General features: G+C 68.2%; 13 protein-coding genes. 2 read left to right on the plus strand and 11 right to left on the minus strand.

Going from position 1 to position 12,677, the window contains the following annotated elements:
• The first annotated feature begins 19 nt into the window (after positions 1-19).
• Positions 20-778, plus strand: coding sequence for a B-4DMT family transporter (locus MMSP_RS18535; RefSeq protein ID WP_015355836.1), 759 nt, complete (start codon positions 20-22; stop codon positions 776-778).
• Here MMSP_RS18535 and aroQ read toward each other — a convergent pair.
• The 10 genes from aroQ to MMSP_RS18585 form a co-directional block, all read right to left on the minus strand.
• A complete protein-coding gene (gene aroQ, locus MMSP_RS18540) occupies positions 775-1,215 on the minus strand; it encodes a type II 3-dehydroquinate dehydratase (protein ID WP_012393943.1) in 441 nt (146 codons plus the stop codon). The genes MMSP_RS18535 and aroQ overlap by 4 nt on opposite strands.
• The gene (gene aroB, locus MMSP_RS18545; protein ID WP_012393942.1) at positions 1,212-2,300 is read right to left on the minus strand and encodes a 3-dehydroquinate synthase; all 1,089 of its coding nucleotides are present in this window, start codon (positions 2,298-2,300) and stop codon (positions 1,212-1,214) included. Before aroB ends, aroQ begins: the two co-directional genes overlap by 4 nt.
• Positions 2,297-2,851: a shikimate kinase gene (locus tag MMSP_RS18550; RefSeq protein ID WP_015355839.1), complete on the minus strand. Its 555-nt coding sequence runs from the start codon at positions 2,849-2,851 to the stop codon at positions 2,297-2,299. Before MMSP_RS18550 ends, aroB begins: the two co-directional genes overlap by 4 nt.
• 8 nt (positions 2,852-2,859) lie before the next feature.
• On the minus strand, positions 2,860-4,083 hold the full coding sequence (gene aroC, locus MMSP_RS18555) for a chorismate synthase (RefSeq protein WP_020787863.1): 1,224 nt from the start codon (positions 4,081-4,083) through the stop codon (positions 2,860-2,862).
• 76 nt (positions 4,084-4,159) lie between these two features.
• The gene (locus tag MMSP_RS18560; RefSeq protein WP_020787864.1) at positions 4,160-4,603 is read right to left on the minus strand and encodes an A24 family peptidase; all 444 of its coding nucleotides are present in this window, start codon (positions 4,601-4,603) and stop codon (positions 4,160-4,162) included.
• 11 nt (positions 4,604-4,614) lie between these two features.
• Complete coding sequence (locus MMSP_RS18565; RefSeq protein ID WP_020787865.1) at positions 4,615-5,448, minus strand: shikimate dehydrogenase; 834 nt, start codon at positions 5,446-5,448, stop codon at positions 4,615-4,617.
• On the minus strand, positions 5,445-6,701 hold the full coding sequence (gene mltG / locus MMSP_RS18570) for an endolytic transglycosylase MltG (RefSeq protein WP_020787866.1): 1,257 nt from the start codon (positions 6,699-6,701) through the stop codon (positions 5,445-5,447). The genes MMSP_RS18565 and mltG overlap by 4 nt, the downstream gene beginning before the upstream one ends.
• Positions 6,694-7,206 (minus strand): Holliday junction resolvase RuvX, encoded by a 513-nt coding sequence (ruvX, locus tag MMSP_RS18575; protein WP_011739856.1) that lies wholly within the window; start codon positions 7,204-7,206, stop codon positions 6,694-6,696. The genes mltG and ruvX overlap by 8 nt, the downstream gene beginning before the upstream one ends.
• A complete protein-coding gene (alaS, locus tag MMSP_RS18580; protein ID WP_020787867.1) occupies positions 7,207-9,912 on the minus strand; it encodes an alanine--tRNA ligase in 2,706 nt (901 codons plus the stop codon).
• Positions 9,913-10,030: 118 nt separating this feature from the next.
• A complete protein-coding gene (locus MMSP_RS18585; RefSeq protein ID WP_012393935.1) occupies positions 10,031-10,432 on the minus strand; it encodes a secondary thiamine-phosphate synthase enzyme YjbQ in 402 nt (133 codons plus the stop codon).
• Between the two features lie 212 nt (positions 10,433-10,644).
• Here MMSP_RS18585 and MMSP_RS18590 point away from each other — a divergent pair, with 212 nt between their 5' ends.
• Positions 10,645-11,268, plus strand: coding sequence for a hypothetical protein (locus tag MMSP_RS18590; protein ID WP_020787868.1), 624 nt, complete (start codon positions 10,645-10,647; stop codon positions 11,266-11,268).
• 45 nt (positions 11,269-11,313) lie between these two features.
• On the opposite strand, the gene MMSP_RS18595 is transcribed toward MMSP_RS18590, so the two are convergent.
• The gene (locus tag MMSP_RS18595; protein ID WP_012393933.1) at positions 11,314-12,672 is read right to left on the minus strand and encodes a replication-associated recombination protein A; all 1,359 of its coding nucleotides are present in this window, start codon (positions 12,670-12,672) and stop codon (positions 11,314-11,316) included.
• Positions 12,673-12,677 lie beyond the last annotated feature (5 nt).

Consider the following 12,677-nt stretch of genomic DNA (forward strand, 5'->3'; position numbering starts at 1 on the left):
CTCGCTACGCTGACCATTCATGACTAACTGGATGCTGCGTGGACTAGCGTTCGCCGCCGCGATGGTCGTTCTCCGCCTCTTCCAGGGGGCCTTGATCAACGCATGGCAGACGCAAGCCGGACTGATAAGCCTGGTGTTGCTGCTGCTGTACGTCATCGCCGTCATTGTGTGGGGCACACTCGACGGCCGTGCCGACGCCAAGGCGAATCCGGACCCGGATCGCCGCGCAGATCTGGCCATGACCTGGCTGGTGGCCGGCCTGGTGGCCGGTATCCTCAGCGGCGCGGTCGCCTGGATCATCGCGTTGTTCTACAAGGGCATCTATGTCGGCGGGCTGATCAACGAGGTTACGACGTTTGCCGCCTTCACCGCGTTGATCATCTTCCTGCCGGGAATTTCCGGTGTGGCCGTGGGCAGGTGGCGGGTGGACCGCAATGCTCCCCCGGTGCCCACCCACGACGGAACCGGCGGCCGCGCCGACACTGATGTGTTCGCCGCGGTGCGCGCCGACGACAGTCCTACCGGGGAGATGCCGGTGGCCTCCAACCAGGCGCAGGCAACGGCTCCCACCGCGGTTGCCACCGTCGAACGCGATGCCCCGACCGAGGTGATCGCCACCACCGAGCAAGAGTCACCGACCGAGGTGATCCGCACGGCCGAGCCGGAGGCAAAAACCGAGACGATCGCCACCACCGAAAGTGAGGCGAGCACCGAGGTGATCCAGCTCGACGAGGACGAGACCAAGACGGACGAAGTGCCGAAAAAGAAGAAGGACTAGTAGCTGGCCAGGTACCGCAGGGCCAGCAGGTAACCCTGGATGCCCAGCCCGACGATCACCCCGGTTGCGACCGGGCTCAGGTAAGAGTGGCGCCGGAACTCCTCGCGGGCGTGGACATTTGAGATGTGCACCTCGATCAGCGGCGCGCTCAATTCCGCACAGGCGTCGCGCAGCGCCACCGAGGTGTGCGTCAACCCGCCGGCATTGAGGATCACGGGCTGGCCGGCGTCGGCGGCCCGATGAATCCAGTCCAGCAGTTCTGCCTCGCTATCACTTTGCCGAACAACCGCCTGCAGTCCCAGCCCGGCGGCCTCCCGCTCGATCAGGGCCGCGAGTTCGGCGTGCGTGGTGCTGCCGTAGACGTCGGGCTCACGCCGGCCCAGCCGGCCCAGGTTGGGACCATTGAGAACGTTGACGACGGTCATCGGCTCGCTCATGGGGCACAGATTCCCGCGTAGGCGGTCACCAGCAACCCCGGATCCGGACCCACCATCCGTCCCGGCTTGGCCAGCCCGTCGAGCACCACGAACCGCAGCACTCCGGCCCGGGTCTTCTTGTCGCCGGTCATGAATTCCAGCAACTGCGGCAGCGCATCGGCGTCGTAGCTGACCGGCAGGCCCAGCGCCGACAGGATGGTGCGATGACGCAGCGCCGTGGCGTCGTCGAGGCGCCCGGAAAGCCGGGCGAGTTCGGCCGCGAAGACCAGACCCACCGACACCGCGGCACCGTGTCGCCACTGATAACGCTCCCGGCGCTCGATCGCATGAGCCAAAGTGTGTCCGTAGTTGAGGATTTCGCGCAGCTCGGATTCTTTCTCGTCGGCCGCGACAACCTCCGCCTTGACCGCAATCGAACGCCGGATCAATTCCGGCATCACATCACCGGACGGATCCAATGCGGCCTGCGGATCGGCTTCGATGAGGTCCAGGATAACCGGATCGGCGATGAAGCCCGCCTTGACCACTTCGGCCATCCCACAGACGATTTCGTTTTGCGGCAAGGTCTGCAGCGTGGCCAGGTCGGCGAGCACCGCGAGCGGCTGGTGGAAGGCTCCGACCAGGTTCTTGCCGGCGTCGGTGTTGATACCGGTCTTGCCTCCGACGGCCGCATCAACCATGCCCAGCAACGTGGTTGGCACGTGCACGATCGAGACACCACGCAGCCAGGTGGCGGCCGCGAACCCGGCGACGTCGGTGGCCGCGCCGCCGCCCAGGCTCACCAGAGCGTCCTTTCGCCCGATCCCGATGCGCCCCAGCACTTCCCAGATGAATCCCACGACCGGCAGCTCCTTACCAGCCTCGGCGTCGGGGATCTCGATGCGGTGCGCGTCGATCCCCTTGTCGGCAAGGTGGTTACGGATGGCCTCGGCAGTCTCGGTCAGCACCGGCTGATGCAGGATGGCGACCTTGTGCCGGCCGGCGAGCAGTTCCTCCAGCTCGGTCAGCAACCCGGTACCGATCACCACCGGGTACGGCGGGTCGACGGCCACCTGCACGGTGACCGGTTCTTTGTTGTCGCTCATGTGGCGGCCCCGCTGGCGGTGGAGGAGGGACTCGTGTTCGGTGTGGGGTCGTCCAGGCGCGACATGATGTAGCGCACCACCGCACCGGGATTGCGGCGATTGGTGTCGACACGAATGGTCGACACCCGCCGATACAACGGAATCCGCTGGGACATCAGCGCGCGGAACTTCTCCGCCCGATCGGGCCCGGCCAACAGCGGCCGTACGTTGCTGCCGCCGGTGCGGCGCACCCCTTCGGCGGCACTGATCTCCAGGTAGACGACGGTGTGGCCGTCCAGCGCCGAGCGAACCCCGGGGCTGGTGACCGCGCCGCCGCCCAGCGACAGCACTCCGTCATGATCGGCTAAAGCCGCGCGCACCACTTCCTCCTCGATACGTCGGAACTCCTCTTCCCCGTCGGTGGCGAAGATCTCGGCAATGCTGCGCCCGGCCTGCTGCTCAATCGCCGCATCGGTGTCGAGCAGACTCACTCCGAGCGCCTTGGCCAGCCGACGCCCGATGGTCGACTTGCCGGAACCCGGCAATCCCACCAATACCGCTTTGGGTGCCATCGTGGCGCCTAACCCCGGATGGCCCGGGCCCGGGCGGCCGGTGCTTCCCGGTCGGCAACGCTGCGCTGATACGCCTCGATGTTGCGGCGGGTCTCGGCCAGCGAATCGCCACCGAATTTCTCCAGCGTCACTCTGGCCAGCACCAGCGCCACCATGGTCTCGACCACCACTGCCGCGGCCGGCACGGCGCACACGTCGGAACGCTGATGGATGGCGACGGCTTCATCGCCGGTGGCCAGGTCAACGGTGGCCAGCGCCTTGGGGACGGTGGAGATGGGCTTCATCGCCGCACGCACCCGCAGCGGCTGGCCATTGGTCATCCCGCCTTCCAGACCCCCGGCCCGGTTGGTGGAGCGCACCACACCGTCGGTGCCGGGGTACATCTCGTCGTGGGCGCGACTACCGCGGCGACGCGCGGTCTCGAACCCGTCACCGATCTCCACGCCCTTGATGGCCTGGATGCCCATCACCGCCGCGGCGAGCTGGCTGTCCAGCCGGTTCTCACCGCTGGTGAACGACCCCAGCCCCACCGGCAGCCCCAGCGCTACCACCTCGACGACGCCGCCGAGGGTGTCGCCGTCCTTCTTGGCCGTCTCGATCTCGGCGATCATGGATTTTTCGGCTTGCCCGTCGAACGCGCGCACCGGGCTGGCGTCGATGGCGGGCAGGTCCTCGGGCTGCGGCGGCGGGCCGTCGTAGGGCGCCGACGCGCCGATCGAGACGACGTGCGACAGCACTTCCACGCCCAGGGCCTGACGCAGGAAGGCCCGCGCTACGGTGCCCGCGGCGACTCGGGCGGCGGTCTCGCGGGCACTAGCCCGTTCCAGCACCGGCCGGGCGTCGTCGAAGCCGTACTTGAGCATGCCCGCATAGTCGGCATGCCCCGGCCGCGGCCGGGTCAGCGGCGCGTTGCGGGCGGAATTCTCCAGCTCGGCCGCGGCGGCCGGGTCCAGCGGGTCGGCCGCCATCACCGCTTCCCACTTCGGCCATTCGGTGTTACCGATCTCGATCGCGATCGGGCCGCCCAGCGTGCTGCCGTGGCGTATTCCGGAGAGCACGGTCACCGCGTCACGCTCGAACGCCATCCGGGCGCCACGTCCGTAGCCGAGCCGGCGGCGGGCCAACTGATCGGCGATCTCCGTCGAGGTGACCTCTACCCCGGCAACCATTCCGTCGACCAGGGCCACCAACGCACGGCCATGGGATTCCCCCGCAGTTATCCAGCGCAACACCCGAACATCTTCCCACGATGGCCGTGCACGCCCGGCCATGGCTCGGCTGCCGGCCGCCCGAACCGGCCGGGCCCAACTACCCGAGCAGCGCCAGCCCGGCGGCCACGGCGGTCGCCAGGCACATCGACGGACCGTGCGGGACGGCCAGGGCGCCGGTGCGCAGCCGTGCGCCGACCGCCCACAGCGCAGTCATCAGCGGGGCCGCCAACGCCGCCAGGAACCACACCTCGACCCCGAGCGAGCCGGCCAGAGCACCCAGACCGATCGCCAGTTTCACGTCGCCGGCACCCAGCGCGGCTGGAGCCAGCAGATGCACCAGCGGGTAGACACTTGTCAGCGCGGCCGCCCCGGCCAGTGCCGCCGTCCCCCGCCCGGCCACCAGGGCACCGAGCAGCATCGCGCCCGCGCCGGGCAGCGTGAAACGGTTGGGCAGCCGCCGATGTCGAATGTCGGTGTAGCTCAACACCAGCAGCCAGGCCACCACGACGGCCACTACCGGGGTTCGGATCACCAGCCACATTCCCAGGCAGGCTAGTCCAGCGCCTCCAATGCGCAAGTCATCGCCGCACGGGGGGCGGGTAACCCGGTGAATTGCTCCACCTGGGCAAATGCCTGATGCAAAAGCATGTGCAGGCCACTGATCACCCGGCCACCCGCGGCGGCCACGGCGGCCGCCAGCGGTGTCGGCCACGGGTTGTAGATCGCATCCAGCACCACCGGGACCGTGGCGAAGATGGCCGCGTAACGTGACGCCACCTCGGCCGGAATGGTGCTGACCAGCGCCGCCGCGGATGCGGCCCGCTCGCCCAGCTCGGGCTCATCCAGTCCGCAGAACCGGCTGGCCACCCCGAGCCGGGCGCCCAGGTCGACCAATCGGGCGGCTTTGTCCGCGTTGCGCGCCGCGATCGTGATCTCTGTGACGCCGAGTTCGGCCAGCCCCACCACGGCTGCCGGTGCGGTGCCGCCCGAACCGCAGACAATGGCCGGTCCGGATGCCTGCCCCAGCGCCCCCGCGACACCGTCGATGTCGGTGTTGTCTGCCCGCCACCCGCGTGGGGTGCGGACCAGGGTGTTGGCCGATCCAACCAGCTCGGCGCGGGCGGTGCGCTCGTCGGCAAACTGCAACGCGGCGAACTTGCCCGGCATGGTCACCGATACGCCGACCCACTCCGGCCCGAAACCACCCACCACCGCGGGCAATTGCGCGGCGTCGCACTCGATCCGCTGGTATGTCCAGTCGGTCAGGCCCAGCGCCCGGTAGGCAGCCAGATGCAGCTGCGGGGACCGCGAATGAGCGATCGGCGAACCGAGGACGGCCGCTTTCCTACCGCGCGGTGGTTGATTGTGCTCCTGGCCGCTGCTCATCGCGCGCTATCGAGGACACCGTTACGTTTGGCCAGCTCGATATTCGCCAGGTGTTGCTGGTAATCCCTGGTGAACAGCGTCGTGCCTTGGCTATCGATGGTGACGAAGTACAACCAGTCCCCGGGTTGCGGATGCTCGGCCGCGTGCAGCGCTTCGACCCCGGGCGAGCAGATCGCGGTGGCCGGCAACCCTTCGGACATGTAGGTGTTCCACGGAGTCCGCATCGCGCGGTCGGCGTCGCTGGTGGCCACCTCGCGACGATCCAGCGAGTAGTTCACCGTGGAGTCGAACTCGAGGGCGCGGTGCTCGTTGAGGCGGTTGTAGATGACCCGCGCGACTTTCGGGAAATCTTGGGCGTTGGACTCCTGCTGCACCAATGACGCCACCACCAGGATGTCGTAGGGCGACAGGCCCAGCGACTTGGCGTTGTCCACCAAACCGGATTTCAAGTACTCCACGGCACCGGCGCTGATCAGCGAGGCCAGGATCTTGTCCGCCGATCCCGCGGGATCGATGTTGAAGGTCCCCGGGGCGATCAGGCCCTCGATCCGGCGATGATCAGCGCCGAGTTCGAGCACCGGTTCGACGGCCCACGACGGCACCGCCAACGTGGCGGGCGTGCTCTTGGTCGCCGCCGTACGCAAGTCGGCCATCGAGATGCAGTGCTTCTTGCCGTCCAGGTCCACGCACGTGGCACGCGAAATCAAGGTCAGAATGCCGGGCGTCACCACATTGGTCTTCATGTCGGTGGTGTCGTCGAGCTGACGGCCCTCCGGGATGACCAGCTTGCCGACGCGGTTCTTGGGGTCCGCGAGCCGGGCGACCGCATCGGCCGCCGGGATCTCGGTACGCACCAGGTAGAAGCCCGGCTGGATCGCCGCGATCACGGCGTTGCCGTGGGCCGCGTCCACGAATGCCCGCACCGTGGCGACCACGTGGTTGTTGTACAACGTTTCGCCGACCGCGGTGGTGGAGTCGCCCGGGCTGATGTGGATGACGACGTCGCGCTTGCCCGGACCGGCGTAGTCACCGCCGGTGCCGAACATGACATTCCATAGCTTGGTGCCGAAGACGACGACCACCACCACGAACACGACCAGCAGTCCGAAGACGAATCCCCCGAGGACGCGCCGCCGCCGGCGTCGGTTGTGTTGTTCGCGATTGCGCTTGAGCCGGTCAACCCGGCTCATCCGGTGCCGGTTGGGCCCCACCGCGACCGGCTCAGCCCGAGACCGATACACATCCTCAGCCATCGGCGCGGCCCCCGGCCAGGGTGCGCCGCTGGTCCAGCCAGGCCTGCAGGATCGCGACCGCCGCGGCCTGGTCGATCACCGCACGCTGATTCTTGGCCCGGACACCCGCCTCGCGCAGCGATCGCTGCGCACTGACGGTGGTCAGCCGTTCGTCGGCAAGCCGCACCGGTATCGGAGCCACCCGCGCCGCCAGCTCATCAGCCAGGTCGATCGCGTCCTGCGCCGAGGAGCCGATGCGGTCGGCCAGGGTCCGCGGCAGGCCGACGATGACTTCGACCGCCTCCGTTTCACCGACCAGCGTGGCCAGCCGACGCAGGTGCTTGCCGGAGCGCTCGCGCCGCACCGTTTCCAGCGGAGTCGCCAGGATGCCATCCGGATCGCTGGACGCCACCCCGATGCGCACCGTTCCCACATCGATACCCAAGCGTCGGCCTCGGCCCGTCCCGGGTTCGAGGCCCTCTGGATCACCGGGCCGGTCGGGCGAGCGGTGCGATGCGGCGACCACTCAACCGACCCGCGCTATCTCTGCACGTAATGCTTCGAGCGCGGCGTCGATGCCAGCCGGTTTCTTTCCCGACCCCTGGGCCAGGTCCGCTTTGCCGCCACCGCGGCCGTCGACTGCCGCGGCTAGGTGTTTGATCAGTTCATTGGCACCGAGGCCGAGTCCCTGGGCGGCCTGGTTGGCCGCGACCACATAGGGCACGGTGGAGGACTCTCCCCCGGCCGGGGCGGCGATCAGCGCCACCACCGCGGGGTCGCTGCCCAGCTTGCCGCGGATGTCGCCGACCAGGGTGCGCAGGTCCGCCGGCGTCATCTCGCTGGACATGCGCTGCGCCACCAGCCGGACGTTGCCGATGCGCTCGGCGCCGGCGGCGGCGTTGACCGCGGCCGCCCGCACACTGGCGAGCCGGGCACGCTCGAGTTCCTTCTCGGCGGCCTTGAGCCGCTCGACCAGGCTGGCCACCCGGGCCGGGACCTCTTCGGAGGGCACCTTCAGTGACGAGGCGAGCCCGGCCATCAGGGCGCGCTCCTTGGCCAGGTGGCGGAAGGAGTCCAGGCCGACGTAGGCCTCCACCCGCCGCACCCCCGAGCCAATCGAGGACTCGCCCAGGATCGTCACCGGACCGATCTGCGCCGAGGTGGCTACGTGGGTACCGCCGCAGAGCTCGATCGAGAACGGCCCGCCGATCTCGACCACCCGGACTTCGTCCGGATAGCTTTCGCCGAACAGCGCCATCGCGCCCATGGCCTTGGCCTTCTCCAGCTGCTCGGTGAAGGTGTGCACGGCGAAATCGGCTTGCACCGCTCGATTGGTGACTTCTTCGATTTGGCCCCGCTGCTCTTCGGTGAGCGGACCCTGCCAGTTGAAGTCGAATCGCAGGTAACCGGGACGGTTCAGGGACCCGGCCTGTACCGCGTTGGGCCCCAGCACCTGCCGCAGGGCGGCATGCACCATGTGGGTGCCCGAATGGCCCTGGGTAGCGCCCTTGCGCCAGCCCGCGTCCGCGGCCGCGACGACACCGTCGCCCTCGACGAATTCCCCGGATTCGACGTTGACCCGGTGTAGCCAGAGGGTCTTGGCGATCTTCTGGACATCGGTCACCGCCGCGCGGGCGCTGCTGCCCGACCCCGTTCCGCTGATGGTTCCGACGTCGGCGATCTGGCCGCCCGACTCGGCGTACAGCGGGGTGCGGTCCAGCACCAGCTCCACCCGATCGGCGTCGACGGCCTGGCCGTGGGCCACCACCGGAACCCGCTTGCCGTCGACGAAGATGCCCAGGATCCGCGCTTCGGAGGTGAGCTCATCGAACCCGGTGAACTCGGTAGGTCCGGCATCGACCAGTTCCCGGTAGGCCGTCAGGTCGGCGTGGGCATGTTTGCGCGCGGCCGCGTCGGCCTTGGCCCGCCGGCGCTGCTGCGCCATCAGTTCGCGGAAGCCGCCCTCGTCCACCGTCAGGCCGGCTTCGGAGGCCATCTCCAGGGTCAGCTCGATCGGGAATCCGTAGGTGTCATGCAGGGTGAACGCGTCCGAACCGGACACCACGCTGACACCGGAGGACCTGGTGGCGCCGGCCACCTCGTCGAACAGCCGCGAGCCCGACGCCAGCGTGCGGTTGAACGCGGTCTCTTCGGCAACGGCGATGCGGTTGATCCGGTCGGAGTCGCTGGCCAATTCGGGATAGGAGGGCCCCATCGCATCGCGCACGGTGGCCATCAGATCTCCGACGATCGCGGTGTCGATGTTGAGCAGCTTGGCCGACCGGATGACGCGGCGCAGCAGTCTGCGCAACACGTAGCCGCGGCGGTCGTTGCCGGGGCTCACCCCGTCGGCGATCAGGATCGCGGCGGTGCGGCTGTGGTCGGCGATGATCCGGTAGCGCACATCGTCAGCGTGATTGCCCTGGTCATAACCGCGGGGCGCGCGGGCGGCAACCAAGTCGATGATCGGGCGCAGCAGATCGGTCTCGTAGACGTTGGGAACCCCCTGCAGGATCAGCGCGACGCGCTCCACACCCATCCCGGTGTCGATGTTCTTGCGAGGCAACGGGCCGAGGATCTCGTAGTCCTCTTTGGTGGTTCCCTCGCCCCGCTCGTTCTGCATGAACACGAGGTTCCAGATCTCGAGGTAGCGGTCCTCGTTGACGACGGGGCCGCCCTCGGGCCCGTAGTCCGGGCCCCGGTCGTAGTAGATCTCCGACGACGGCCCGCAGGGACCGGGAATGCCCATCGACCAGTAGTTGTCGGCCATGCCGCGGCGCTGGATCCGATCGGCCGGTAGACCGGCCACTTCACGCCACAAGCCGGCGGCCTCGTCGTCGTCGAGGTAGACGGTGGCCCAGAGCTTCTCCGGGTCCAGCCCGTAACCTCCGTCGGCGACGCTGTTGGTCAGCAGCGCCCAGGCAAGTTCGATCGCCCCGCGTTTGAAGTAGTCACCGAACGAGAAATTGCCGGCCATCTGAAAGAACGTGTTGTGCCGGGTGGTGATGCCCACCTCGTCGATATCGGGGGTACGTATGCACTTCTGGATGCTGGTGGCCGTCGCATACGGCGGGGTGCGCTGTCCGAGGAAGAACGGCACGAACTGCACCATGCCCGCGTTGACGAACAACAGGTTGGGGTCATCGAGTATCACCGAAGCGCTGGGCACCTCGGTGTGACCCGCCTTCACGAAATGATCAAGGAACCGCTTCCTGATCTCGTGTGTTTGCACCGTCGTTGTTTCCTTAAGTTTCCTTGGTTTTTCTCTAGCAGAGATCGATTGCCAGCCTATTCGCCGGACTATTAGAAGGCTGTCCAAAGACGCATTCCGGGTCCGCTCAGCCTTCCACCTAGCCTTCCAGGAAGCTCAGGCGGACCGACCGCCGCGGGTTGTCCTGATTCAGGTCGACCAGAACGACGCTTTGCCAGATACCCAACAGCGGCTCGCCCGACGACACCGGCACCGTCACCGACGGCGACACCAGGGCCGGCAACACGTGATCGGCACCGTGCCCGCGCGACCCATGCGCGTGGCGGTAGCGGTCGTCGCGCGGCAGCAATGTCTGCAGGGTGTCGACCAGGTCGTGGTCGGAACCGGCGCCCGTCTCGATGATGGCGACACCCGCCGTCGCGTGCGGGACGAAAACGTTGCACAGCCCATCACCATGGTTGGCGCAGAAGGCCCGCACCGCGTCGGTGAGATCGACGGTGCGGCGACGCGATGTGTCAACGTCGAGGACATCGGTATCCATCCAGACCAGCCTACGGTGGGCGCTCGGCGACCTGCCAATCCGTTCCCTCCCGCCGCACCATCGCCACGATCGCCCGTGAGCTGGTGGGCGGATCCCCCCGAGATCTCCCGAGATCCCCTCAGGTCATTGCCAGGCCGAATCGGCAGGAGGAAGGTAATTGGTGGGACCGGTGGCGCCACCGGGGCGCCGCCCCGACAGAGGAGGGGCCGATCGTGTACGCACGCTCCACCACCATCCAGGCGCAACCCTTGTCGGTCGACATCGGAATTGCCCATGCTCGCGATGTCGTCATGCCCGCTCTGCAGGCGATCGACGGTTACGTCGGGTTGTCACTGCTGGTCGACCGCCAGTCCGGCACCTGCATCGCGACCAGCGCGTGGGAGACCTTGCAGGCCATGCGCTCGCGCGCACCGGCGGTGGCTCCCATCCGGGACCGGGCCGCGATGATGTTCTCCGACAATGCGCGGGTCGAGGAATGGGACATCGCCATGCTGCACCGTGACCACCGTTCCCGGCAGGGTGCATGCGTGCGGGCCACCTGGCTCAAGGTGGTGCCGGATCAGATCGAGCGATCCCTGGACTTCTACGGGATGTACGTGTTGCCCGAGCTGGAGGGCCTGGACGGGTTCTGCAGCGCCAGCCTGATGGTCGATCACCCGGCCTGCCGGCGTGCGGTCTCGTGCGCCACCTTCGACACCATGGAGGCGATGGCGCGAAACCGCGATCAGGCTTCCGAACTGCGCAGCAGGCGGGTCCGTGAATTGGGCGCCGAGGTGCTCGACGTGGCCAAGTTCGAGCTGGCGATCGCTCACCTGCGGGTGCCCGAGCTGGTCTGAGTGGGCTGAGGCCGCTATTGCGGCAGGGCAACGCCCGCCAACCGGTCAGGCACGCTTTCGGCGGATGATGGCCCGCAGCCGCTCCAGGCGGCCGCCGATCTCGCGTTCGCCGCCGCGGCCGGTCGGCCGGTAATAGTTGGTGCCCACCAATTCGTCGGGCGGATACTGTTGGGCCACCACCCCGTCCGGGTCGTCATGGGAGTACTTGTAGCCCTGTGCGTGGCCCAGCGCGGCCGCCCCGGAGTAGTGCCCATCGCGTAGGTGTGGCGGCACCAGGCCGGCCTTGCCCGCCTTGATATCGGCCATCGCCGCGGCCAGCGCGGTGGTGACCGCATTCGACTTCGGCGCGGTCGCCAGATGGATGGTGGCGTGCGCCAGCGTGAGCTGCGCCTCGGGCAGGCCGATCAGGGCGACCGTCTGCGCGGCGGCCACCGCGGTCGGAAGCGCCGTCGGATCCGCCAGGCCGATGTCCTCGCTGGCCAGGATCATCAGGCGGCGGGCAACGAACCTGGGGTCTTCACCGGCCACCAGCATCCGAGCAAGGTAATGCAGCGCGGCGTCGACATCGGAGCCCCGCACCGACTTGATGAAGGCGCTGACCACGTCGTAGTGCTGGTCACCGTCACGGTCATAGCGGACCGCGGCTTTGTCCAGCGACTGCTCGATGATCTCGACGCTTACCTGCGACCCGGCCGCCTGGGCCGCCTCGGCCGCCACCTCCAGCGCGGTCAGCGCGCGGCGCGCGTCACCGGCGGACAATTGCACCAGCAGGTCGGTGGCATCGGGGGCGATCGCGACTCGCCCACCAAGCCCGCGTGGATCCTGTGCCGCGCGCTGCACGACCGCGCGAATGTCGTCGGCGCCCAGCGGGTGCAACTGCAGAATCAGCGATCGCGACAGCAACGGGGCCACCACCGAGAAGGACGGGTTCTCGGTGGTCGCGGCCACCAGCAACACCACCCGGTTCTCGACGGCCGACAGCAGGGCGTCCTGCTGGGTCTTGGAGAACCGGTGCACCTCGTCGATGAACAGCACCGTCTGCTCGCCGCGACGGAGCACCTGCCGGGCAGTCTCTATCACCGCCCGCACATCCTTGACTCCGGCCGACAACGCCGACAGCGCCTCGAACCTTCGTCCGGTGGCGTGCGAGATCAACGCCGCCAGCGTCGTCTTCCCGCTACCTGGCGGGCCATAGAGGATCACCGAGGCGACGCCGGAGCCCTCCACCAGCCGGCGCAGCGGCGCCCCCGGAGCAAGCAAGTGGCCCTGCCCCACCACTTCGTCCAGCGACTCCGGGCGCATCCGCACCGCCAGCGGCGCGCCGGCCGACACTTCCAGACCATGATCGCTGTGTTGCGGTGCGCCGGGCAGGTCGAACAGACCGTCGGACACGGGTTCAGACATACCAC

Origin of the sequence: Mycobacterium sp. 012931, assembly GCF_000419295.1 — a bacterium.
GTDB classification, from domain to species: Bacteria; Actinomycetota; Actinomycetes; order Mycobacteriales; family Mycobacteriaceae; genus Mycobacterium; species Mycobacterium marinum.

Coding starts and splice junctions, on each gene's coding strand:
- MMSP_RS18535 (WP_015355836.1), top strand. CDS start 20: ATGACTAACTGGATGCTGCGTGGACTAGCGTTCGCCGCCGCGATGGTC.
- aroQ (WP_012393943.1), bottom strand. CDS start 1,215: ATGAGCGAGCCGATGACCGTCGTCAACGTTCTCAATGGTCCCAACCTG.
- aroB (WP_012393942.1), bottom strand. CDS start 2,300: ATGAGCGACAACAAAGAACCGGTCACCGTGCAGGTGGCCGTCGACCCG.
- MMSP_RS18550 (WP_015355839.1), bottom strand. CDS start 2,851: ATGGCACCCAAAGCGGTATTGGTGGGATTGCCGGGTTCCGGCAAGTCG.
- MMSP_RS18560 (WP_020787864.1), bottom strand. CDS start 4,603: ATGTGGCTGGTGATCCGAACCCCGGTAGTGGCCGTCGTGGTGGCCTGG.
- MMSP_RS18565 (WP_020787865.1), bottom strand. CDS start 5,448: ATGAGCAGCGGCCAGGAGCACAATCAACCACCGCGCGGTAGGAAAGCG.
- mltG (WP_020787866.1), bottom strand. CDS start 6,701: ATGGCTGAGGATGTGTATCGGTCTCGGGCTGAGCCGGTCGCGGTGGGG.
- MMSP_RS18585 (WP_012393935.1), bottom strand. CDS start 10,432: ATGGATACCGATGTCCTCGACGTTGACACATCGCGTCGCCGCACCGTC.
- MMSP_RS18595 (WP_012393933.1), bottom strand. CDS start 12,672: ATGTCTGAACCCGTGTCCGACGGTCTGTTCGACCTGCCCGGCGCACCG.